The sequence below is a fragment of the Marinovum sp. PR37 genome, assembly GCF_028807375.1.
Taxonomy (GTDB): Bacteria; Pseudomonadota; Alphaproteobacteria; order Rhodobacterales; family Rhodobacteraceae; genus Marinovum; species Marinovum algicola.
In genome coordinates this window covers 234,191-254,180 of the sequence record NZ_JARAML010000003.1, presented here as the reverse complement: position 1 = coordinate 254,180, position 19,990 = coordinate 234,191, and the positions used below count along the sequence as shown (strand labels likewise).

Below are 19,990 nucleotides of genomic sequence, written 5' to 3'. Positions count from 1 at the left end.
CGACCCGACGGAGGATTCAGTGGATCAATTCGCCAAGACCTGGGCAGCGCTGAACATGCAAAGAAAGATCGCCGCTCTGGCGGCCGGTCTGGGCATGTTCGCGGCTGTGTTCTTCATGAGCCGCATGGCCGCCACGCCGAATATGGCGCTGCTGTATGCCGGCCTCGAAAACGGTGCGGCGGGCGAGGTGGTGCGCGCGCTCGAACAGCGTGGGCTGGAGTATGAAATTCGCGGCGGATCGATATTCGTGCCGTCCAATCAACGCGATGAGCTGCGGCTGACCCTGGCCAGCGAGGGCCTCCCCGCCAACAGCACCAAGGGCTACGAACTGCTCGACCAGCTCAGCGGTTTCGGCACCACCTCGCAGATGTTCGATGCCGCCTATTGGCGCGCCAAGGAGGGCGAGCTGGCGCGCACCATCCTGTCGAGTCCCGGGGTCTCGGCCGCGCGGGTGCATATCGCCAATGGCGCCACCAACCCGTTCCGCCGGGAGGGCGAAAGCTCGGCTTCGGTCTTTCTCACCACCGCCGGCGGCGCCCTGTCACCGCAACAGGCCAAATCCCTGAAATATCTGGTGTCATCCGCCGTGCCGGGGCTCGCTCCGGAAAGGGTGTCGGTGATCGACAGCACCGGCGGCCTGATCGCGGCCAGCGAGGAGGACGCGCCGGCCTCGGTTGGCGACGAACGCTCGGCCACGCTGCGCGACGCGGTCACCCGGCTGGTCGAGGCGCGGGTGGGGGTCGGAAATGCGGTGGTCGAGGTCAGCGTCGACACGGTGACCGACAGCGAATCGATCCGCGAGCGCCGGATCGATCCCGGCAGCCGTGTCGCCATCAGCACCGACACCGAGGAACGGTCGAACACCGCGCAAGAGGCCGGCGGCGGCGATGTCACCGTGGCCTCCAACCTGCCCGCCGGCGAGGGCGGCGGCAGCGGCGAATCGCAATCCCAGGGCAATGAGACGCGCGAGCGGGTGAACTACGAGGTGTCGCAGACCGAACGCGAGGTGATCCGCGCGCCCGGCGCGATCAAGCGGCTGACGGTGGCAGTCCTGGTCAATGGCACCCGCACGCCGGATGGCAGCGGCGCCGAGACATTCACCCCCCTTCCCGAGCGGGAAATCGAGGCGCTGCAAGAGCTTGTGGCCTCGGCCGTTGGCTTTGACGCGGCCCGCGGCGACGCGATCACCATCCGCTCGATGGCCTTCGAGCCGGTCTCGGAAATCGGCACCGCGGCCGCCCCCGGCCTGTTGGCGCAGTTGCCGTTCGATCTCGGCACGCTGGTGCAGATGGCAGTGCTCGGCGTCGTGGCGTTGATCCTCGGGCTCTTCGTGCTGCGGCCGATCTTCCGCAACCCTCCGCCGCCCGACAGGCTTGCCTTGCCGCCGCGCGACGGAGCCGCCCCGGCCCACGCCACGCCGGCCAGGCCCGAGGCCGCCACGCCGCTCGACGGCGAGATCGACGATGGCCAGGGCGGCTTCATCTCGCTGACGCCGACGCAGGGCGCGCCCGAGGCGCCGCCACCCGGCACCGAACCGGCCCCGCCGCCGGCCGACCCCGTCGAACGCCTGCGGGGCCTGATCGGCGAACGCCAGGAAGAAACCGTCGAGATCCTGCGCGGCTGGCTTGACGACACCGGGGAGAAAGCCTGATGTCCCTCCTGCATCTGCTGGAAGATTTCGGCGGCACCCGGGGCGCGGCCGGCCGCCATCCCGCCCCGAACGACGAAGAGATCGAGACCCGCCGGCTTGCCGCCTTCGAAGAGGGCTACCAGGCCGGCTGGGACGATGCGCTGCATGCCCATACCCAGGACAGGATGCGCGTCACCTCCGATCTGGCGCAGAACCTGCTGGACATGTCCTTCACCTACAATGAGGCCTACACCCACCTTTTCCGCGAATTGCGGCCGCTCCTGGTCGAGATCGTCGACAAGCTGCTGCCGCGAATGCTGCGCCATTCGATCGGGCCGCGCATCGTCGAGGAACTTCAGGCCGCCGCGACCGACACGCTGCGCGGCGAGGCGCATATCCTCGTCCATCCCGATGTGGCCGAAACGGTCGCGGCGCTGGTGGCACAGGATGGCGCCTTTCCGGTGTTGATCCGGGGCGATGCCGCGCTGGCCGAGGGGCAGGCGCAGCTTTCGCTGCCAGACCGCGAGATCGAAATCAATCTCGACCAGATGATCGCCGAGATTTCCTCGGCGCTCGAGGCATTCACCCACGATCTTCAGAAGGAAGACCCGGATGACCGAAAACACGCCGTTTGACGCGGGCCAGAGCCCGTTTACCAGCGTTCCGATCGAAATCACCATTTGCGTTGGCAAGGCCCGGCCGACGGTGCGCGATCTGCTTCGGCTCGGCCCCGACTCGGTTCTGACGCTCGACAAGCGGATCGATGACCCGGTCGAGCTTTACGTCGGCACCCGGCTGATCGCCCGGGGGGAGCTTGTCGAAGCCGGCGATGACGCCCCCGGCCAGCTGGCCGTGCGGCTCACCGAGGTCGCCGATCTCCGGGACAATCTGGATCAGGGCTGATGGCTGCCGGCAGAACCGCCGTATGCGGCATCCTGCTTGCCGCCGGGCTTGCCCTGGCGGGCGGCGGCGCCGAGGCGCAGGAATTCTCGCTCGATCTTGGCGAAGGCGAGTCGCTCACGCTGCGCTCGGTCCAGTTGATCCTGGTGATCACCGTGCTCAGCCTGGCCCCGGGCATTGCCATCACCGTCACCTGTTTTCCCTTCATTGTCACGGTGTTGTCGATCCTGCGGCAGGCGCTTGGGCTGCAACAGGCGCCGCCGAACATGCTGATCGTCACCCTGGCGCTGTTTCTGACCTATTACGTGATGGACCCGGTGTTTACCGCCGCCTGGCAGGACGGCATCCAGCCGATGCTGGAAAACGCCATTTCGATCGAGGAAGGCTTCGCCCGCACGCTCGCGCCGTTTCGTGGCTTCATGGCCGCACGGCTCGACCCCGAGACTTTTGACGCCATGGCCGCGCTGCGCGCCGATGTGGCGGCGGATCAGGTCTCGCCCGAAGCTCCGCTCAGCGTGCTGGTGCCGAGCTTTCTGCTCTCGGAGGTCTCGCGCGCCTTTCAGATCGGATTCCTGATCTTTCTGCCCTTCCTGATCATCGATCTGGTAGTCGCCGCAATCCTGATGTCGATGGGCATGATGATGGTGCCCCCCGCTATCGTTTCACTGCCGTTCAAGCTGGCCTTTTTCGTGGTCGCCGACGGCTGGGCACTGGTTACCAGCAGTCTCGTCCGGGGCTATCTGGGATAGCGCCCCATGGCCCGACCCTGGTCGAACCTGGCCAAACCTCGGAGCCATACTCGCCTGCCCGGCCACCTGTCCCTGCGCCGGGCGTGGCAACGCGCGCCGGCCTGCCGGCCGCGGCGCGAGGGCCGCAGGCGGTCCGAATTACTGCCGCGGGGCCGCGCTCAGCGCACGATGAATTCCGCATGCAGCGCGCCGGCCGCCTTGATCGCCTTGAGGATATCGATCATGTCCCGCGGCGCGACGCCCAGCGCATTGAGCCCGGCCACGACCTCGGACAGCGAGGTTCCGTCAGGCACCTCGGCCAGGTTGATCCCCGCTTCCTCTTCGATCGCAGCGCGCGTGCGCGGCACGACAACCGTATCGCCGTCGGAAAAGGGGTTCGGCTGCACCGCGACCGGCGCTTCTTCGATCCGCAGGGTCAGATTGCCCTGAGACACCGCGACCCGGGAAATGCGCACATCCTCGCCCATGACAATCGTGCCCGAGCGCTGATCGACGACCACCCGCGCCTTGCGCTCGGGTTCGACAAGAATGTTCTCGATGCGCCCGAGGGCATGCGCCGGCGAGGCCATGCGGGTCGCGATGATATCGAGCCGAACGGTGCCGGAATCGAGCATCACCGCCACCTGGCGGCCAAAGGCCCGATTGATCGCCGTCTCGATCCGGCCGGCGGTGGTGAAATCCGGCTCCCGCAGGGCCAGCCGCAGGACATCGAGTGACGACAGGTCGAAATCCACCTCACGTTCGATCCGGGCGCCGGCCGGGATGACGCCGGCGGTGGGCACGCCGAATGTCACCTGGGCGGCATCACCCTCCGCCTTGGCGCCACCGGAGATCACCGTGCCCTGGGCCACGGCATAGATCTCGCCGTCGGCGGCATTGAGCGGCGTCATGATCAGCGTCCCGCCCAACAGGCTCTTGGCATCGCCGATGGCAGAGACGGTGACATCGATCATGCTGCCCGAACGGGCAAAGGGCGGCAGGGTCGCCGTGACAAAGACGGCGGCGACATTCTTGGGGCGGAATTGCTCGCCGGTCACATTGACGCCGAGCCGTTCGAGAATATTGCTCATGATCTCTTCTGTGAACGGCGCATTCCTAAGCCCGTCGCCAGAGCCGTCGAGGCCCACCACAAGGCCATAGCCCACCAGATCGTTGCCACGGACGCCGTCGAATTCCACCAGATCCTTGATCCGGATCGGATTGGCGCCGGCGACGGCCGGGGCGATCAGGGCGACAAGAAGCAGAAGCCAGGTTCGCAGCATCGGGCTCATCTCATGTAGTCCAGCAGGCTCATGCGTGCGGCGCGCACGGTGACGGCGTAAAGCGTTTCGATCTGGCTCTGCACCGCTTCGAACCGCGTCGCCGTTTCGTATGGGTCGACCGAGAGCAGCGTATTGCGCGCCAGTTCCAGCGTCAGCCCGGCCGCCTCGTTGCGCGCCCTGCCGTCCTCGATGCGGGCCTGGACGACGCCCAGCCCGGCAATCACATCGAGCACCCCGGGCCGCGCCGCGATCAGCTGCGCACCGGCGCTCTCGATCATCTGCACCTGAACATCCTCGGCAAAACCCAGACTTTCATCGGCGGCAAGCGCAGCCATGGCGGTGGCTTTCAGCGTATCGCGAAACGCCGGATCGTCGGCCCGGACCGACAGGCCGAGGCGCAGATCTTCGGAGAGTTGCAGCGGCGTGCCATCGCGCGTCGCACCGAGGTAGCCGCTTGTTTCAAAGCCGCCGCCGCTGCCGAACCAGCTGTCGAACGCGGCCTCCACGCCGGCAAGCGTGCTCGTGCCGGCAAGCGCGCCGCGCAGCGCGGCAAGCATCTCCTCCGGCGCGGCGAGCGCGGCACTGTCGTAAGCGGCCCCGGAAAACAGCGCGCGACCGGCGCTTCGGCTGTTGAGCTGGCCGACCAGGGCACCAAGAGCCTGTTCGGCATCAGCGGACGCGATGCGCAGATCGAGAGGGGAACCGGCCTGTGCCGCGAGCATCAGCCCGGCGGAAAGATCGGCGGAATGATCCCGCACGGCGCCCAGCGCGGCCTGCATCGTGGCGGTCATCGTGTCACTCTCGGCGATCGCGGATCTGTAGCTCTCGAGCATCGAGAGACCGCGCTCGATATCGCTCAGATGGGCATAATCGCCGCGCAGATGGTTGCGGGTGCCCGCCACCCGGCCGGTGGTCAACTCGGTTTGCAGCCGCATCGATTCCGATTGCAGCCCGGCCTGACGATGACGCAAGACAAAGCCCCGCGACAGGTCGCCAATCGGTGTCAGTGTCATCAGGTCGCCCCCAGCAATACTTCGATCATCTCATCCACCGTCCTCAGCACCTGGGCATTGGCGGCATAGGCCTTTTCGATCTGCATGAGCTTTTGCAGCTCGGTGTCGGTATCGACGCCGCTCCTCAGCTTCTGCTCGGTCAGTTCGGTGCTGCGGGCGGCGGCATAGCTCAGCCGGTCCTCATTGCCGGTCAGTTCCGCGGCCACCCCGGACAGAAGCGTCGCGGTCAACGACGCCGCCGTGCCGGACAGGCCGATCTGGCTGCCGGAGGCGACGGTTCTGGCCTCGGTCAGACGATCGATCATCGACAGCAAAACCGTGCCATCACCGGAATTTCCCGGCGCCGCCGCCTGAAGCCCGTCGCGCAGGCGCCAGCTTGCGCCGCCGGCCTCCGGGTCGACTTGAGGATTGAGCGCGATGCGGCGGGCAAGGCCGGTTTCATTCACCGGATCAAAGGCCTGGCCGGCATCGGTGAACAGCCCGGCCTCGCCGGCGCCGAGCGTCGGATCGAGCCCGCTGTCCTGGAACCTGTCGACCAGGTTGCGGGCGAGTGCATCGATCTCGGTCTGATATCCGGGCAGGGTCTCGTCGCGCAGGTCGAAGAGCGCCGCAAGGCTGCCGCCCCCGATCCGGCTGGCCGCGCCCGAGGCCGGGATGTCAAATCCGTCGACGCTGAGGCCGGACAGGCCGCCGTTCGCCAAGGTTCTGAATTCGGTGACCGCATTGGTTGCCGAAAAGTCGATCCCCGCCGCCACGCCGTCGAGCAGCACGGTGCCGGTGGTGGTCACAAGCGCCACGGCGCCATTGTCGCGCGGGAAGACCCGCAGCGGCACGATTTCAGAGATCTTGTCGATGCCATCCTGGCGCAGATCGTGCAGCGACTGGCTGGGCGCGCCGCTGGTTTCGGCGCTGATGATCCGGCTGTTGAGGTCGGCCAGCCTGGCGAGATGCGCGTTGAGGTCCGTGACGGTCTGGCCGATCTTGCCGTCGATCTCGGTGCGCAGCGCCTGAAGCTCCGACGATGTGGCCCGCAGCGCGCCAGCCACCGCGCCGGCCGACGAGACCGCGGCATCGAGCCGGATGGAGAGATCGGGCCGCGCCGCCGCCGAGACCAGCGCGGCCTCGAACCGGGTCATCAGATCCGCGAGCGAGCCGGGGGTTTCCGGCGTGCCAAAGACCTGCTCCACCCGGGCGAGATAGCCGTTGCCGGTGCTCAGTTCCGCCGTGCTGGCCCGGGCCCGGCGCCATTCGCCCAGCAGCGTCGGATCGACCGACCGGGTGACCCCGACCACCCCGACCCCGCCAGCGGCACCGCTGGCGCGCACCGAGATTTCGAGATCGCGCGTGGCATAGGCCGCGTTGGTGGCATTGGCCAGGTTGGACGAGACAATCTCGGCCGCCAGCGACGACACTCGCAAACCCGACAGGGCGTTGGACAGGGATCCAGAGAAGGACATGACTCACCTCGGTTCCGGCGACAGCGCCTTAGCGTTTGATATTGGTGGTTTCCTGAAGCATCTCATCCACCGTCTGAATGACCTTGGCATTCGACGAATAGGCCCGCTGGGTCTGGATCATCGAAGTCAGCTCGGTCGCCACATCGGTGGTGGATTCCTCCCGCGAAAACGACTTGATGTCGCCGGTCGGGCCTTCACCGGAATCCCAGAGAAAGAACGAGCCGCTTTCCGGCGAGACGCGATAGGTCTGCTGGTCGAGCGCCTGCAAGCCATTGGGGTTGGGCATGTCGACCAGCGGGATCTGATAGAGCAGCTGGGTCACGCCACTGTCGAACAAGGCATGGACATAGCCGTTCTCATCGACTTCGACCGAGTTCATGTTGCCCACCGGCGAGCCGTCCTTGGTGATCGAGATCGGCGCGAAACTGTCGGAGAGCTGCGACAGGCCGCGGGTGTCGCCAACGGCGCCGATGTTGATGTCGATCGGGCCACCCGCGACCGTCACCGGGATCACCCCGGTCACCGGATCATAGGCGCCGCCGGAAATATCGACGACCGAGGCGATGGTGCCGCCGGTCTGGCGGCTGTTGTCAAAGGTGATGGTATATTCACCGACAACCGCGCCGGCCTGGGCGGAATCCGACATCACCACTGTCCATTCGTTCGACGCGCCGCTGGCCGGCACCGTCGGGGTGAAGGTGATGTTGATGCTCTGCGACGTGCCGAGGTTGTCGTAATATTCGACCGAGAGACTGTAGGGATCGCCATTGGCACCGGTCAGGGTAGCGGTGGCCGGCAGGTTGAGATTCATGTCGACCTGGGTTGTCGGGTCGCCGGTCAGGTTCTGGGAAAACTGGATCGGCTCGAGCCCGTCAGCGGTATCGCGCGAAAACGAGGGGATGGTGCCGTCGACGCTGGCCGGCCAGCCCATCACCACCAGGCCGGAGGGCGTGCTGAGATAACCGTCCTCGTCCAGCCGGAACGAACCTGTGGTGGTGAGCAGCATCTCGGCGTCGGGGCCATTGGTGCGCACGTCGCTGCCGGTGGCCACCGGCAGCATGCCCCGCCCCCGCACGGCAAGATCGGTCGGGTTCGACGTGGTGATCAGCGAGCCGCTCTGATCGATCAGCCGCTGCGTGCTGGTCCGCACGCCGCCGGCGGTATAGGAGCGCGAGGATTGCGTCAGCACCAGCGAATGAAACTCGGTATCGACCCGTTTGTACCCATAGGTCGAGGAATTGGCGATATTGTCGGATATGCCGGCAAGTCGCGTGGCATTCGCGGCCAACCCCGCCACACCGGCATTGAGGGAAGAAGAAATCGTCATGGACACGCCTTTCTGCTGCATCGATTGCTTGACGCAACAGATAGACGCCTCCGGCTTAACAGCGCGCTAACAGCTAAAATCCTACGGGCTTTGCTGCCTGAGAAAGATCACCTCGAGCCGGCTGTTGCGCAGTGCCAGCGGATTGTCATCGACGCGGTCGCGGTCGGCGTGGCCGGTCACCCGCGCCACATCTCCGGGCGGAAGCCCTTCGAATTCCAGCATGTTGCGAAACAACTGCGCGCGCTGGACCGAGCGGTCCCAGGCCAGGTTCCGCCGCAGCACGATGGGGCTGGTCGGCACATGGCCCTCGATCGCCAGCGGGTTGTCCACCGTCCTTGCGGCCTCGGCCAGGGCATCGGCCAGCACCGCCAGTACCTCGGTCGGATTGCCAAACGCGTCGAACAAGCGGCTGTCAGGCAGCTCGAAAAGCTCGAGCACCAGGCCCTCGTCGGTGGTCTTCAGCACCATATGCCTGAGCGCGTTTTCGGCCACCATGCTTTCGCCGCCCCTTCCGTAAAGCGCCTCCTTGATGGTGTTGACCTGCGCTTCGAAAGCCGTGTCGCCGGCGTTCTCGCCAGAGGGATCGATGCCGGTGTCGCCGCGCGCCTTGTCGCCATTCGTCGGATGTTTGTTCGAGGCGCCGGTGCCGTTCTGTGGCAGGGTCTCTTCCGAGAACACGCTGTCGCCGCCAAAGGCGCCGCTGCCGCCGCCCGACACCCGGTTGATCGGAATGGTCGGTGCAAAGTAATCCGCCAGCCCCTTGCGTTGTTTTTCCGTTGTCGCGTTCAACAGCCACATCAAAAGGAAAAATGCCATCATCGCGGTCACGAAATCCGCGTAGGCGACCTTCCAGGCACCGCCATGGTGCCCGTCCCCGCCAACAACCTTTTTCCGTTTGATGATGACCGGCGCGACGTTTCCGTCAGCACTCATGGTCTCACCACCCTGTTTCACCCGGGGACAGGGATAGCAGAGCAGGTGTTACCGCTGACTTAACATCTACAATTCGCGGGGTTTGCCAGCGCCGGGGCGCAAGCGTTCGTATTTTGTCACAACCGCCAGCAATCGCCCCTGCCCTCATGGACTTGCGGGCCATTGCCGCCTATCACGAAGGCAAGACTATTGGGACGGGGCGATTTCATGCCAAATTCGTTGAAAGCCACCCTGCGGGGAAGCGTCGCCGCGACGCTGGCGGGCCTGACGGCGCTTGCCGCACCCACCGCCACCGCCGAGGGCATTCCATCCTACAACCTCTACGGCCTGCCCGGCCTGATCGACATGCCGACCGCGCGGGTCGCGCCCGATGCCACGCTCTCGACGACGATCGGTGGCGGCGGCACACAGGGCCGTGGGACACTCAGCTTTCAGATCACGCCGCGGCTGTCGGGTTCGTTCCGCTATTCGCGGATCTCGGATTTCTCGGCCGCCGGCTCGGTCGACGGGGTGTTCTATGACCGCAGCTTCGACCTGCGCTACCAGCTTCTCGACGAGGGCGATCTCCTGCCCGGCGTCGTTGTCGGGCTTCAGGATTTCATCGGCACCGGGCTTTACGGCGGCGAATATCTGGTGGCCACCAAGGAAATCATCCCCGGTCTCGATGTGACCGGCGGCGTCGGCTGGGGCCGCCTCGGCTCTCGCAACCCCTTTGCCGAAACCGGCAATCGGCCCGAAGAGCTGCTGGGCGAAGGCGGGCTGCCAACCTATGACCGGTGGTTCCGGGGCGATGTGGCGGGTTTTGCCGGGATGAGCTACGCGCTGACCGAGCGGCTGGCCTTTTCGGCGGAATATTCCTCGGACACCTACGAAAGCGAGCGGACCCGGGGCGAGCATGACGACGATTCGCCGTGGAATTTCGGCGTCGACTACCGTTTTGACAATGGCGCGCAGCTCTCGCTCTACCATCTTTATGGCAATACCATCGGCGCGCAGGTCACCGTCCACACCAATCCCAAGGACGCCGCCGTTCCCGGTGGCGCCGAAAGCGCGCCTGTCCCGGTGTCACCACGTGCGCCCGGGGCCGCCAGCGATTTGGGCTGGGTCACCGCCGACACCTCGGACTATCGCAGCGCGCTCAATACCGCGATGACGAATGACGGCCTCGTGCTCGAGGGGCTCAAGCTCGAGCCGCGCCGCGCCGTGGTCCGCCTGCGCAACCCGCGGTATGGCCAGGTTCCGCAGGCCATCGGACGCACCGCCCGCGCCATGACCCGGGTGTTGCCCGCCTCGATCGAGAGTTTCGTGATCGTGCCGGTCGTCAACGGCATGGCGCTGTCCGCGGTCACCCTCCAGCGTTCGGATCTCGAGGCGCTGGAACACCGCGACAACGCCGAAATCCTGGCCCGCACCGCCATTTCTGACGGGTTCGGCCGGGCGCCCTCGGCGTTTGATGACGAATATCCGCGCTTTGGCTGGGCGATCTCGCCATATACCGAGTTCTCGTTCTTCGACCCCGAGAGCCCGCTGCGCGGCGATTTCGGGGTGCGTGCCAAGGCCAGCTATCGGCCCACCGCCAACCTGGTGCTTTCGGGCTCGGTCACCAAGCGCCTGGCGGGCAACCTCACCGACATCGATCGTCAGGACGACGATGCGCTGCCGCTGGTGCGGACGGAAAAGGCCCGCTACGCCAAGGAAGGCGACCCGGCGATCGAGCAGCTGACGCTGGCGCACTACGGCCGCGTCGCGCCCAACGTCTACAGCCGCGTCACCGCCGGCTATCTCGAAGACATGTATGCCGGGGTCTCCGGCGAGATGCTGTGGAAACCGGTCGACAACCGTCTCGCCCTGGGCGTCGAGCTGAACTACGTCAAACCGCGCGATTTCGATCAGCTCTTCGGCCTGCGCTCGTCCGAGACCCGCACCGGCACGATCCCCGATTTCAACGGCCATGTCTCGGCCTACTACGATTTCGGCAACGGCTTTCACGGCCAGCTTGACGTCGGCAGCTATCTGGCCGGCGATCTGGGCGCCACCGTCACCCTTGACCGCGAGTTCGTGAACGGCTGGCGCGTCGGCGCCTATGCCACGGTGACGGACACGAAGTTCGAAGATTTCGGCGAAGGTTCCTTCGACAAGGGCATCCGCATCACCATTCCGCTGGGTGCGGTGTCGGCACAGCCCTCGACCGAGCGCAGCACCTTCGCGATCCAGTCGCTCACCCGCGACGGCGGCGCACGGCTCAAGGTCGACGGACGGCTCTATGAGCAGGTGCGTGATTATCACCAGCCCGAAATGGCCAAGAGCTGGGGCAAGTTCTGGAGATGAGCGTGACAGAGGTGCAAAAACACTCCCGCCGCCTTGGTCTTGGCACGCTGGTGGCGCTTGGCTGCGCCACCCTTCTGGCGGCCTGTTCCGGCGGCGAAAAGCTGGGCAGCGACACCGGTACCCTGGTGCGCAACACCCTGAGCAGCAAGCTAACCGGACAGCAAAGCGCAGGCCCGACCCGGGTCACCGCGGAACAGGCCAGCCAGGCGGCGGCGCAAGCGACGCAACCGCTGGTACTGATCGATTTTCCGCGCATCGAATCCAACGCGCTGATCGCCAAGATCGGCGCCAACGGCCCGATCGACACCTATGCCACCGCCTCGCGCCAGACCGTGAGCTTGCAGAACGGTCTGGCCCGCGGCAGCCGCGGCCTTGGTGGCGATCTGATGTCGGTAAGTTTTGGCGCCCTGCCCAGCCTCATAGCAAATCGTCGCGCCGGCACGATCGCGCGCGAGATGCGATTTCTCAATGGCGAAGACATCACCGTGCGCTACCGCTTTACCTGCGAGGTGCAGGTTGATGGGCCATCGGCCAGCGTCAAAGGCACCACGGCAATGATCGAAACCTGTCGTGAGAACGACACCTGGTTCATCTTCAACAACAAATACCACGTCGATGGCCGGGGCCGGATCGTCCGGTCAGAGCAATGGTTCGGCAATCGGCTCGGGATGGCCAAGCTGCAACAGCTTAGGTTCTGACGGAAAAGTCACACGCCCGGCGCCGGGTCAGCCCGCGCCGAGGCTGCCTTCGGTGGCGGTCTTGTCCCGAACGCTCTTGCCTTCGTGTTCAACCCAGCGGTCGGCAATCAGGCTCGCGGCCTCTGTGTCGTGGGTTTCGACGGCGCGGCGCAGCTCTTGCAGGACATTGGCCATTTCCAGTTCCGACAGATGGGTTTCCTGAGCGCGCAGGATCTTGGGGTGCGGCGTGGTCAGCATGTCGGTGCCGATCAGCAGCTCTTCGCAGAGTTTCTCGCCGGGGCGCAGCCCGGTGAACAGGATCTCGATATCGCCATCGGGATTGGCAGCATCGCGCACGGTATAGCCGGCGTTCTCGATCAACTTGCGCGCCACCTGCCAGATCGAGATCGGCTTGCCCATGTCGAGCACGAAGACATCTCCACCGCGCGCGAAAGAGCCGGCCAGCAACACCAGCCGCACCGCTTCGCTTACCGTCATGAAATAGCGTGTCACATCGGTATGGGTCACCGTCACCGGGCCGCCGTTGGCAATCTGATCCTCGAACAGCGGGATGACCGAACCGGAGGAGCCCAGCACATTGCCGAAGCGCACCATCGAATACATCGTGCGGCCCGGACGCGTGGCGAGATCCTGCACCAGCATCTCGGCCAGCCGTTTCGACACGCCCAGCACGCTTTTCGGCCGCACCGCCTTGTCGCTGGAGATCAGGATAAATCGTTCGGCCCCGTGGCGGCGGGCGGCATCGGCCACGACCTTTGTTCCGATCACATTGTTGCGCAATCCCTCGATGGTGTTGAGCTCGAGCAGCGGCAGATGCTTGTAGGCGGCGGCATGCAGCACCACGTCGATCTCGTTCTCGGCAAAGATCCGATCGACAAGGCCCGGCTCGCAGATCGACCCGAGGACCGGCACGATCTCGACATCGTTCTGAAAGGCGTTCAATTTGCGCTGGATCTTGTAGAGCAGCAGCTCGGAATGATCGAGCAGGATCAGCTTGGCCGGCTGGCACATGGCGATCTGCCGGCTCAGCTCGGAGCCGATCGACCCGCCGGCCCCGGTGACCAACACGCATTTGCCCTCATAGGCATCGCTCACCCCCGGCAATTCCGCCTCGAGATGGTTGCGCCCCAGCAGCTTGGAAAAATCCAGCGGCTTGGTGCTGGTGCGGTTGCCGTGATCCAGCAGCATCTGCGCAAACGACGGCATGATGTGAACTTCGCAGGCCAGATGGCTGAGGCGGCGGGCGATGCGCGCCTTGTCAGCCTCGCTGGCGGCGGGCATGGCCAGGATGATCCGGTCGATCCGCAGCTTTTCGACAAGTGATTCGATTTTGTTCGGGGAATAGACCTTGAAGCCCGAGACGGTCATCCCGTGGGTTCCGGGGTTGTCGTCGATAAAACCGTGCAGCTGCAATTCGATGTCGGAATAGAGCGCGGAGGCAAGCTGTTGTCCGGTGCGCCCGGCGCCGTAGATCAGCACCCGCTTGAGCGCCTTGCCGCGCAGATAGGCCCGGACAACCAACTCGCGCAGCAAGAGCCTGAGCCCCGCGGACGCGATCAGCAGGATCATCGACGCGATGACAAAAAGCTGCACCGAGATGTAGGTGCCGATGGCAATGCTGGTGGCGACACCCGAAAGACCTACCGTCACTGCCATGAAACCGGACTGCAAAACGCCCTTGAGCTCATAGGTGATGAGCTTTTTCCGGTGCAATCCGAGGTAAAGGATGACCGCAAGACCGACCGGGAGCATCACCGAAAGATAGGGCAGGCTGGCCCGCAGAACCTGCAACGTGGGCATCCGGCCGATCAGAAGAGAATTGGCGCCGACAAATGAAAAGACGATCAGCGCGAGGTCGATGCTGGCGATGACGAAGCCCTTCTGGCCCCGGCTCATCCGAACCAAAAGACTGTACAGCATCAATCGACCTCCGGAAAAATTCCGTCTTCGTAATTCTTTACCAGCGGGTTCCGCGCCGACCCGTGGTTAGCATAATAACCGTGACAGGATATATCGTTGATTTCGCTGGCGCCACTCTGCCCGCGGATCCCGCCCCAAGGGCGGCCCGACCGGCGGATTCCCGCCAATCGCCGTTCAGGCACCGCGGGACCGGCCCCTGTGCAGGCTGATCCGGCGAAACACCGTCGCGAACATCAGCCGCAGGTCGAAACAGACGCTCTGCCGGCGGGCATAGATCATGTCCAGCCGCGCCTTTTGCGGCACGCAGCGGCGGGAATAGGCAGCGTCGGTTTCGGCCGAGGTGGCGCAATCTTCCAGAATGCGCGCTTCGTGCCGGTGATAGACCAGCGTCGCCAGACCGGTGATACCGGGACGGCAACTCAGCACCTCGGCATAGACCTCGGGAAACCGTTCGACATACATCCGCAGCGGCGGACGCGGGCCGACAAAGCTCAGATCGCCTTTCAGAACGTTGAACAATTGCGGCAGCTCGTCCAGGCGCTTGGCGCGCAGAAACCGGCCGATCGGCGTGATCCGCCGGCTCTTGTCGCCGCCGGACACACCGGAATCGGCGCCGGAAACCGTCATCGTTCGAAACTTGAACAGCCGGAACGGCTCGGTCGGCGATTTCATCCGCTCGGACAGGTACAGCACGGGCCGGCCATCCTGTATCAGGATCGCCAGCGCAACGCCCAAGATCAACGGGCTGAGCACGATCAGCAGGAAAAGCGCGCTGACCAGATCGAGGAGACGTTTCTGCGGGGTCATGGCATTTGTCCGATCCTGCGCCATTCGCCGACGATTTCGGCAGCATCGGTGCTGGGCGGGTCCAGCGTCATCAGCGAGGTCAGCCGTCCGACATCCAGCGCCATCACCGGCAGCGCGCCCCGTGGCGCCGGTCGCCAGTCCAATCCGCAGCCGGTGGCCCGCACCAGCTCTTCCATCGCCACCGGCGCGGTCCCGGCCACGTTCAGGATATCGGGCATGCCGGAGACCGGGAGCCGCACCAGCCCATCGACCACATGCGCCATGGTCGCAAGCTGCAAATAGCTGCGCACCGGGCCGCGCCCGTCGGGAAACCGGATCAGCGTCACCGACGGGTTGTCGGCGATCGCCGACAGCAATCCATCCGCCCCGGCCACATTGCCGATGCGCAGGCAGACGGCCTTGGGCTCGGCCCCCAGCAAGGCCTGTTCCATCCGCAATTTCGCGGCGCCATAGGCATTGCGAGGCGCGCATTCCGCGGTCTCGTCGATTGGCGAGAGCGAGGGCGCATAGACCGCCGCCGAAGAGGCATGCAGAACCCGGTCGGCGCCGCAGGCGCGGGCGATGCGCTGTGCCTCGCAAGCAAGCGAGATATTGCCGTTCAGCGCCTCTTCGCCCCCAGATACAGCGCCCCACAGTGCAAGAACGGCATTGCACTGTGGCAAATAGTCAACATCGTCGCCCACTTCAAAAACCTGATCGACGCCTGGCACCATTCGTCGGGATATCCAGAAAAACTCCGTGTTTTCAATCGGCTTCACGTCGAGCTGCCGCCGCAGCAGCCGCGCCACGCGCCCGGTCGCGCCGAGGACGAGGACTTTTTTCTTCTGCTTGCAGCCTGACACGTTGGCGAACCGTTGATTTTCTTGAATTCACGGACTGTTTATCACCCTAAAGTGTCGCTAGAAAGCTGACGATAACAAGCATCGATGTTCGGGGGACGTCTACGTGCACAAGGTATTGCGCTTTTTCATTGTTGCATTGCTTCTGGGTGTCGCGGCCTGCGGTCCGCTGCCGCGCGGGGCCGCGCTCGAACGCGAGGTCACCCGCCAGACCAAATCCGAAGGCGCCCCGTTCGATCTTGTGCCCGTCACCCGGCTCAACGCTGCTCTGATCTCGAAATGGCCGGTCACCGGCTGGAGCGGCAGTTTCCACTGGATCGCGGCCAGCCGCGGCCCGCAAAGCCAGGTGCTGCGGCCCGGCGATCAGGTGAACATCCAGATCTGGGACAGCCAGGTCAATTCGCTGATCACCCAGACCGGTTCGAACATCGCGGTGATGGAAGGGCTGGTTGTCTCGCCCAGCGGCGCGCTCTTTATCCCCTATGTCGGCAACGTGGTGGTCAACGGCCTGACCGCCGACGGCGCCCGCGCCCGCATTCAGGACTCGCTTGTGGCCATCGCCCCTGACGCACAGGTGCAGCTCACCGCAGCGCCCGGCGTGGCCCATGCGGTCAGCGTGGTCGGTGGCGTCGCCAGCCCGGGCAATTATCCGCTGCCCGATCGCAACACCTCGATCCTGAGCATCCTGGCCACCGCCGGCGGCATCAACCCGGCCCTGCGCAATCCGATCATCACGCTCAACCGGGGCGCGTCCAATTATTCGATCCCCGCCAAGGATCTGTTCGACAGCCCGTCCAAGAACACCCGGCTGCACGGCAATGACAAGGTGATCGTGCAACAGGACGAACGCGCCTTCAGCGCCCTCGGTGCCTCCGGCTCGGAAGAGCTGATCTATTTCCCCAAGGAATATGTCACCGCGCTTGAAGCCGTCTCGCTCATGGGCGGCATCAACGACCAGCGGGCAAACCCCAAGGGCGTGCTGATCCTGCGGGAATATGCCGCGCGGCACATCGTGCTCGAGCCGGCCAATGGCCCGAAACGCCAGCACGTGATCTTTTCGCTCGACCTGACGACGGCCGACGGGTTGTTTGCAGCGCGAAATTTCCTGATAAACCCTAACGATACCGTGTTGGCCACTGAATCGCCTGTCGTTGCGGTGCGCACCGTGCTCTCGCTCTTCGGTGCCGCGCTCGGAACGGCGTCGGATGTGACCACGACCACTCAGACTCTGTCAAACTGAACCTCAAGCACCGGCTCCCGCACGGGTCCCGTGCGGCAAGGAGCCATCGCTGTGCGTGAACGATCCTTTCTGTTGCAAAATGCTCCCTGGCTGGCCGCCGGGGCGCTTCTGGCCTTTCTTTCCAGTTTCGGCCAGACCTTCTTCATCTCGGTCTTTGCCGGTGAAATCCGCGCCGAATTCGGCCTGTCCCATGGCGCCTGGGGCGGGATCTATTCGCTCGGCACCACGCTGTCGGCCGCCGTCATGGTCTGGGCCGGCGGTCTGACCGACCGGTTTCGCGCCCGCGTTTTGGGCTCGGGCGTGCTGGTGCTTCTGGCGCTGGCCTGCCTGTCGATGGCGTTTTCCACCGTCTGGCTGCTGCCACTGGTGATCTTTGCGCTGCGGCTGACCGGGCAAGGCATGACAAGCCATATCTCGGCGGTCGCGATGGCGCGCTGGTTCGTGGCGATGCGGGGCAGGGCGTTGTCGATCGCCGCGCTCGGGTTCTCCTTTGGCGAGGCGCTGCTGCCGATTGTCTTTGTCGCCCTGCTCGGAATGTTCGACTGGCGTCTGCTCTGGCTCGTCGCGGCGATGATCGCTGCCGCCGGCATTCCGCTGCTCCTGCTGCTCCTGCGCCGCGAACGTACCCCGCAAAGCCTTGCCACAAACGAACAATCCACCGGCATGCAGGCGCGGCAATGGACCCGGGGCGAGGCGCTGCGGCATCGGCTGTTCTGGTTCATGGTGCCGGCGCTTCTGGGGCCGCCGGCCTTCAACACCGCGTTCTTTTTCCAGCAGGTGCATTACGCCGAGGTCAAGGGCTGGGCGCATCTCGATCTGGTGGCGCTGTTTCCGGTCTATACCGCGATCAGCGTCGGCGCGATGATTGTCTCGGGCTGGCTGCTCGACAAGCTCGGCACCGCGCGGCTGATGCCGTTTTACCAGGTGCCGATGGTCGCGGCTTTCGTGTTCTTCGCCTATGCCACAAGCCCGGCCTCGGCGCTGTTCGGCTTTTTCTTTCTGGCCTTGTCCACCGGCGCCAACATGACCCTGCCCAATGCGTTCTGGGCCGAATTCTACGGCACCGCGCATCTGGGATCGATCAAGGCGATGGCGGCGGCGGTCATGGTGCTGGGCTCGGCGCTGGGGCCGGGGCTGACCGGTGTCCTGATCGACGCCGGTGTCGGGATAGAGGCGCAATACCTGGGCGTTGCCGGGTATTTCGTCTTTGCCAGCGCGATGATGGCCATCGGCGTGACGCAGGCGCGGCCGGGGCTCAGCGTCGCCGTCTGAGATAGACGTAATAGGCGCCGCCGCCGCCATGGCGGATATGCGCCTCGCTGATTTGCAGCACCAGCGGCCCCAGCGGCGCCATCCGCAGCCATTGCGGCACCTGATGGCGCAACACGCCGCGGCGTTGCGGGATCGGGCCGTCGTCGGGCCGCGTCTTGCCTTTGCCGGTGATCACCAGAACCAGCCGCATGTCCCGAGCCGAGGCGCGCTGGATGAAGCCCACCAGCGCCGGATGCGCACGCTCGAGCGTCATGCCGTGCAGATCGATCCGAGCTTCGGGCTTGAGCTTGCCGCGCTTGAGCCGGGTAAAGGCCTTCTTGTCCATCGCCAGCGGATCGGCCGCCAGCGAAGCCGAGATCGACGGCGCCAGCGCATTTCCGGCGGGCGTGGCGCGGGCGTTCTGGCCGACCCGGAACGGCTCGATCCGGGGTTTGGCCTCTTTCGGCGCCGGTTCGGGCTTTTTCGGGGCAGGACGGGTGCTGTCGAGCCCGCGCGCCCGATCGAGCGGCGTGGTCGAACGTGCAACCTGACCCCAAAGCTCCGCTTCTTCCGGTCGCAGCTTGCGCTTGCGGGTCATTGCACCGATTCCGGCAGCAGGGCATAGGCCCGCTGGATCGGCATCAACACCACCATCCGCCCCGGATCGCGCAGACGCCCGGCCCTGCGTCCGGCCTCGTCGCCGGTGCCGACAAAGATGTCGGCCCGCTGCGCGCCCTTGATCGCCGATCCGGTGTCCTGGGCGATCATCAGCCGCCGCATCGGCCCCTTGCCATCCTTTTCGATCCAGACCGGCGAGCCCAGCCGCACGATATCCGGGTCGACGGCCACCGAGCGCATCGGCGTGATCGACCGGTTCATCGCCCCAAGAGGCCCCAATTCGGCCGGCACTTCCGAGACTTCGCGGAAAAAGACGTAAGACGGGTTGTGAAACAAAAGCTCCTGGCCATCGACCGGATTGCGCCGCACCCAGTTCTTGATGACCTGGGCCGAGACCTGATGCGACTGATAGACACCGCGCCGCACCAGCTCTTGCCCGACCGAACGGTATTCATGGCCGTTCTTGCCGGCATAACCCACCCGCACCACCGATCCGTCATCCAGACGGATGCGGCCTGAACCCTGGATTTGCAGGAAAAACAGTTCGACCGGATCATCGACCCAGGCGATCTCGAGCCCGCGACCATCCATCACACCGGAGGTCAGGATTTCGCGCCGTGACAGCCAGGGGCGATTTTGCGCCTCGCCGGGCATGCGGTAGACAGGCCAACGGAATCGCCCGCCGGGATAGCGGGACCCTTCGAGTTCGGGTTCGAAATAGCCGGTAAAGAGCATCTCCTGGCCGTCTTCCATCAGCACCGGCCGGAACATCAGCTCGAAAAAGGCGCGCCCGTCGTCCATGTCATGCGCCAGGGCACAGAGCGCATTCCAGTCCGGGCCATACATGTCGATGCAGGTGTTGCGAAAGACGCGCAGCGCCGCATCGTGGTCGTCCTTGTCCCAGCCATCGAGCTGGTCGAAGGACAGAACCTGATAAGAGATCTCAGAAGAGGCGGGAGAGCTGCCCATCGTCAGGCCGATCAAGCCGAGAAGAGACAGCAACCTCCGCATGGCACCG

General features: G+C 65.1%; 18 protein-coding genes. 8 read left to right on the top strand and 10 right to left on the bottom strand.

Annotated features, from left to right (window positions below):
• The first annotated feature begins 19 nt into the window (after positions 1-19).
• From fliF to fliP, 4 genes are read left to right on the top strand one after another with little or no spacing between them, the layout of a single operon-like run.
• Positions 20-1,651, top strand: coding sequence for a flagellar basal-body MS-ring/collar protein FliF (fliF, locus tag PVW49_RS04350; RefSeq protein ID WP_274589976.1), 1,632 nt, complete (start codon positions 20-22; stop codon positions 1,649-1,651).
• Positions 1,651-2,265 (top strand): FliH/SctL family protein, encoded by a 615-nt coding sequence (locus PVW49_RS04345; RefSeq protein ID WP_274561968.1) that lies wholly within the window; start codon positions 1,651-1,653, stop codon positions 2,263-2,265. Before fliF ends, PVW49_RS04345 begins: the two co-directional genes overlap by 1 nt.
• Positions 2,243-2,533, top strand: coding sequence for a FliM/FliN family flagellar motor switch protein (locus PVW49_RS04340; RefSeq protein WP_048533581.1), 291 nt, complete (start codon positions 2,243-2,245; stop codon positions 2,531-2,533). Before PVW49_RS04345 ends, PVW49_RS04340 begins: the two co-directional genes overlap by 23 nt.
• A complete protein-coding gene (gene fliP, locus PVW49_RS04335; RefSeq protein WP_274561965.1) occupies positions 2,533-3,279 on the top strand; it encodes a flagellar type III secretion system pore protein FliP in 747 nt (248 codons plus the stop codon). Before PVW49_RS04340 ends, fliP begins: the two co-directional genes overlap by 1 nt.
• Positions 3,280-3,437: 158 nt before the next feature.
• Here the strand turns inward: fliP and PVW49_RS04330 are convergent, their stop codons facing one another.
• The 5 genes from PVW49_RS04330 to PVW49_RS04310 form a co-directional block, all read right to left on the bottom strand.
• Positions 3,438-4,541, bottom strand: coding sequence for a flagellar basal body P-ring protein FlgI (locus tag PVW49_RS04330; RefSeq protein ID WP_074836523.1), 1,104 nt, complete (start codon positions 4,539-4,541; stop codon positions 3,438-3,440).
• Positions 4,542-4,546: 5 nt separating this feature from the next.
• Positions 4,547-5,554: a flagellin gene (locus tag PVW49_RS04325; protein ID WP_074836522.1), complete on the bottom strand. Its 1,008-nt coding sequence runs from the start codon at positions 5,552-5,554 to the stop codon at positions 4,547-4,549.
• Positions 5,554-7,011 (bottom strand): flagellar hook-associated protein FlgK, encoded by a 1,458-nt coding sequence (flgK, locus tag PVW49_RS04320; protein WP_274589975.1) that lies wholly within the window; start codon positions 7,009-7,011, stop codon positions 5,554-5,556. The genes PVW49_RS04325 and flgK overlap by 1 nt, the downstream gene beginning before the upstream one ends.
• 28 nt (positions 7,012-7,039) lie before the next feature.
• On the bottom strand, positions 7,040-8,338 hold the full coding sequence (locus PVW49_RS04315; protein ID WP_170850535.1) for a flagellar hook protein FlgE: 1,299 nt from the start codon (positions 8,336-8,338) through the stop codon (positions 7,040-7,042).
• An 81-nt stretch (positions 8,339-8,419) separates the two neighbouring features.
• Positions 8,420-9,271 carry a flagellar motor protein MotB gene (locus tag PVW49_RS04310; protein WP_274589974.1) on the bottom strand — a complete coding sequence of 284 codons (852 nt, stop codon included), beginning with the start codon at positions 9,269-9,271 and terminating at the stop codon, positions 8,420-8,422.
• 207 nt (positions 9,272-9,478) lie between these two features.
• Between PVW49_RS04310 and PVW49_RS04305 the strand changes: the two genes are divergently transcribed.
• Positions 9,479-11,599: a YjbH domain-containing protein gene (locus PVW49_RS04305; protein WP_274589973.1), complete on the top strand. Its 2,121-nt coding sequence runs from the start codon at positions 9,479-9,481 to the stop codon at positions 11,597-11,599.
• Positions 11,600-11,601: 2 nt separating this feature from the next.
• On the top strand, positions 11,602-12,297 hold the full coding sequence (locus PVW49_RS04300; protein ID WP_170850534.1) for a YjbF family lipoprotein: 696 nt from the start codon (positions 11,602-11,604) through the stop codon (positions 12,295-12,297).
• A gap of 27 nt (positions 12,298-12,324) precedes the next feature.
• Here PVW49_RS04300 and PVW49_RS04295 read toward each other — a convergent pair whose 3' ends face one another.
• The 3 genes from PVW49_RS04295 to PVW49_RS04285 all read right to left on the bottom strand — a co-directional run bounded on the left by PVW49_RS04295 (position 12,325) and on the right by PVW49_RS04285 (position 15,866).
• On the bottom strand, positions 12,325-14,217 hold the full coding sequence (locus PVW49_RS04295) for a nucleoside-diphosphate sugar epimerase/dehydratase (protein ID WP_048533573.1): 1,893 nt from the start codon (positions 14,215-14,217) through the stop codon (positions 12,325-12,327).
• 174 nt (positions 14,218-14,391) lie between these two features.
• A complete protein-coding gene (locus tag PVW49_RS04290; RefSeq protein ID WP_048533572.1) occupies positions 14,392-15,024 on the bottom strand; it encodes a sugar transferase in 633 nt (210 codons plus the stop codon).
• Positions 15,021-15,866 (bottom strand): NAD-dependent epimerase/dehydratase family protein, encoded by an 846-nt coding sequence (locus tag PVW49_RS04285; RefSeq protein WP_048533571.1) that lies wholly within the window; start codon positions 15,864-15,866, stop codon positions 15,021-15,023. The genes PVW49_RS04290 and PVW49_RS04285 overlap by 4 nt, the downstream gene beginning before the upstream one ends.
• A gap of 103 nt (positions 15,867-15,969) precedes the next feature.
• On the opposite strand from PVW49_RS04285, the gene PVW49_RS04280 reads away from it, so the two are divergent.
• The gene (locus PVW49_RS04280; protein WP_274589972.1) at positions 15,970-17,103 is read left to right on the top strand and encodes a polysaccharide biosynthesis/export family protein; all 1,134 of its coding nucleotides are present in this window, start codon (positions 15,970-15,972) and stop codon (positions 17,101-17,103) included.
• A 51-nt stretch (positions 17,104-17,154) separates the two neighbouring features.
• On the top strand, positions 17,155-18,375 hold the full coding sequence (locus tag PVW49_RS04275) for an MFS transporter (protein ID WP_274589971.1): 1,221 nt from the start codon (positions 17,155-17,157) through the stop codon (positions 18,373-18,375).
• On the opposite strand, the gene PVW49_RS04270 is transcribed toward PVW49_RS04275, so the two are convergent.
• Positions 18,359-18,952 (bottom strand): Smr/MutS family protein, encoded by a 594-nt coding sequence (locus PVW49_RS04270; RefSeq protein WP_274561949.1) that lies wholly within the window; start codon positions 18,950-18,952, stop codon positions 18,359-18,361. The genes PVW49_RS04275 and PVW49_RS04270 overlap by 17 nt on opposite strands.
• Entirely contained in the window at positions 18,949-19,983 is a 1,035-nt protein-coding gene (gene mltA / locus PVW49_RS04265) for a murein transglycosylase A (RefSeq protein WP_048533568.1), read from the bottom strand. Before mltA ends, PVW49_RS04270 begins: the two co-directional genes overlap by 4 nt.
• Positions 19,984-19,990 lie beyond the last annotated feature (7 nt).